3 protein-coding genes are annotated in these 2,924 nt (G+C 65.8%); all 3 read left to right on the top strand.

Annotation, left to right across the window (positions count from 1 at the left end; translation table 11 throughout):
• Window positions 1-105: 105 nt before the first annotated feature.
• The 3 genes from VN419_RS09815 to VN419_RS09825 all read left to right on the top strand — a co-directional run bounded on the left by VN419_RS09815 (window position 106) and on the right by VN419_RS09825 (window position 2,738).
• Window positions 106-1,194: a type IV pilus twitching motility protein PilT gene (locus tag VN419_RS09815; RefSeq protein WP_325646984.1), complete on the top strand. Its 1,089-nt coding sequence runs from the start codon at window positions 106-108 to the stop codon at window positions 1,192-1,194.
• Window positions 1,191-2,360 carry a PilT/PilU family type 4a pilus ATPase gene (locus tag VN419_RS09820; RefSeq protein WP_325646986.1) on the top strand — a complete coding sequence of 390 codons (1,170 nt, stop codon included), beginning with the start codon at window positions 1,191-1,193 and terminating at the stop codon, window positions 2,358-2,360. Before VN419_RS09815 ends, VN419_RS09820 begins: the two co-directional genes overlap by 4 nt.
• Before the next feature lie 135 nt (window positions 2,361-2,495).
• Entirely contained in the window at window positions 2,496-2,738 is a 243-nt protein-coding gene (locus tag VN419_RS09825) for a hypothetical protein (RefSeq protein WP_325646988.1), read from the top strand.
• Window positions 2,739-2,924 lie beyond the last annotated feature (186 nt).

A 2,924-nucleotide genomic window follows, 5' to 3' on the forward strand; every position in this document is an offset into this window, starting at 1 on the left:
GTATAGTCCTACGTATGGTCGGGATCGGTATTTCCTTTCCCGCCAGCCCCGCGCCGCTGGCCCCTCCGCGCGCGCGCAACGCCTTTCCCGGAGGCCGGACCACGCATGGCACAGATCAACGCCTTCTTCAGCATGCTGCACGAATACGGCGGCAGCGACCTGCACCTGGCCAGCGGCTCGCAGCCGCTGTTGCGCCTGCGCGGCCAGCTTACGCGCATAAAATACAAGGTGCTGGAGCATGAGGAACTGAAGACCATGCTCTACGAGATCACGCCGGAGCCCAAGATCAAGCACTTCGAGGAGACCGGCGACGTGGACTTCGCCCACGAGCTGCCCGGCGTGGCGCGCTACCGCGTCAATTTCTTCATGCAGCATCGCGGCATTTCCGCCGTGTTCCGGGAAATTCCGCAAGAGATAATGACCGTTGAGCAGCTGGGCCTGCCGGAGCGCCTGCGCGACCTGGCCATGCTGAACAAGGGCCTCGTGCTCGTCACCGGGCCCACGGGCAGCGGCAAAAGCACCACGCTGGCCGCCATCATCGACCACGCCAACAAGAACCGGCGCGACCACATCCTGACCATCGAGGACCCCATCGAGTTCGTGCACCAGCCCCAGGGCTGCCTCATCAACCAGCGCGAAGTAGGCCGCGACACCGGCAGCTTCAAGGCCGCCCTGCGCGGCGCCCTGCGCGAGGACCCGGACATCATCCTGGTGGGTGAAATGCGCGACCTGGAAACCATCCAGCTGGCGCTGGAAGCGGCGGAGACCGGGCACCTGGTCTTCAGCACCCTGCACACCCAAAGCGCCCACAAGACCATCGACCGCATCATCGAAGTCTTCCCCGAGGACTCCCAGGCCCAGGTGCGCGCCAGCCTGGCCGAATCCTTGCGCGCCGTGGTCTCGCAGACGCTGTTCCGCCGCGTGGACAAGCCCGGCCGCGTGGCCGCGCAAGAGATCCTCATGGGCATCCCCAGCGTGCGCAACATGATCCGCGAGGGCAAGACCCACCAGCTGCCCAGCGTGCTGCAAACCGGGCGCGAGGCGGGCATGCAGACCCTGGACGACGAGATCTGCCGCCTGCTCGAAGGCGGGATCATCAGCCCGGAGGACGCCCTGACCCAGGGCCAGAACCGCGAGAAAATCCAGGTGTGCCTGGAGAAGCTGGGCGGCGGCAACGGGGGAGGCGTCCGATGAACATGACGCGCCAGCAGTTTGACGGTCTCATGTCCCAGGTGCTGGAGCAGCACCCGGACGTGGCCGATGTCATCATCACCACGGGCAAGGCCATCCAGGCCGAGGTGGACGGCGAACTCAAGGACGCCGTCACCACGCCGGACCTGGGCAGGCTCTCGGCCCTCATCACCAAGGCCATGGCGCTGGCGCTCATCGGCGAAAACGCCCGCCTGCAAAAAGCCCTGGCCGCCAAGGGCTCCTGCGACCTTTCCTACGCCCTGCCGGGCCGCGGCCGCTTCCGCGTGAACATATTCAGCCAGCGCGGCAGCCTGGCGCTGGTCATGCGCCGTCTGCCCTCGCGCATCCCCGGCATGGAGGAACTGGGCCTGCCCAGGGCCTTCCAGGAAATGGCCGTGGAGCAGAACGGCCTCATCCTGGTCACCGGCGGCACGGGCTCCGGCAAGTCCAACTCGCTGGCCGCGCTCATCGACCGCATCAACGAGACGCGCGCCGGGCACATCGTGACCCTGGAAGACCCGGTGGAGTTCACCCACCCGCACAAGAAGGGCACCGTGAACCAGCGCGAGCTGGGCATAGATTTCGACACCTTCGCCTCCGGCCTGCGCGCCGCCTTCCGCCAGGGGCCCAAGGTCATCCTGGTGGGCGAAATACGCGACCCCGAGACCATGGAGATTGCGCTCCAGGCCGCGGGCACCGGGCACCTGGTGCTTTCCACCCTGCACACCACCGACGCCGGGGCCACGGTGAACCGCATCCTGGGCCTGTTCTCCCCGTCGGAGGAGCGGCTCATCCGCATGCGCCTGGCCGAGAGCCTGCGCTTCGTGGTGTCGCAGCGCCTGCTGCCCAAGGTCACGGGCGGGCGCGTGGCCGCCTTCGAGGTGCTCAAGAACACCCTGCGCATCAAGGACTTGATCCTCCAGGGCGAAAGCGGCGACAAGACCTTCTACGGCGTGCTGGAGCAAGGCGCCACCTACGGCATGCAGACCTTCGACCAACACTTCCTGGCCCTGTACGAGGCCGGAACCATCACCGAGGAGACCGCGCTCCTTTCCGCCAGCGACCGCTCGCGCCTGGGCCAGATGATCGACCGCACCAAGGCCCTGCGCGGCGACAAGGCCACCGGGCTCATCCTGGAAGGCCTGGAGGAAGACGTGCAAAAGCGCTGAGACTTTGCGCCTTTCTTCCCAATCTTTCGCCAAACAGGTTCACACCCAGGATTTTTTGCGCTATCACTCAGGTGAAAGATACTCCGGGCGGCCTGTCGTGACCGTCCGGCCACCTTCAAGCGCAGGAGGAACACCATGGCGGAGTATACCCAAAGCGATCTTCCGGTCCGCATCCATCCCGACGACCTTGTGCGTTTCGACGACGGCAGCACCGTACGCTACGAAACCAGCGGCGAGGCCAAGGACATCATGCTCAACGACGACTTCAACGCCGCCTGCCAGCTTTTCCCCGGCAACGATTTCATCATCAGCGCGGGCGGCAAGGACTTCCGCATCAGCACCGGCTATGATGAAAACTGCCTCGTCGAGGCGGTCTAAAATCCCCTGCCCCGCCCCGGCGGCCGGAACTCCCTCTCGTCCCGGCCGCCGGTCCACGCCCCCCTGGAGCGGCACATGAACAAGCACCTGCTCGTCACCATTTCCGATGACCCCAGCGCCCTGCGCGCCCTGCGTTTCGTATGCGGCTTCTTCAAGCAGAAGGACGACGTGCGCCTGACCCTGTTC

Source organism: Humidesulfovibrio sp. (assembly GCF_035560995.1).
GTDB lineage: Bacteria > Desulfobacterota > Desulfovibrionia > Desulfovibrionales > Desulfovibrionaceae > Humidesulfovibrio.

What these genes read in the sequence shown, in the direction of transcription:
- VN419_RS09815 (WP_325646984.1), top strand. Translation starts at nt 106, where the DNA reads ATGGCACAGATCAACGCCTTCTTCAGCATGCTGCACGAATACGGCGGC.
- VN419_RS09820 (WP_325646986.1), top strand. Translation starts at nt 1,191, where the DNA reads ATGAACATGACGCGCCAGCAGTTTGACGGTCTCATGTCCCAGGTGCTG.
- VN419_RS09825 (WP_325646988.1), top strand. Translation starts at nt 2,496, where the DNA reads ATGGCGGAGTATACCCAAAGCGATCTTCCGGTCCGCATCCATCCCGAC.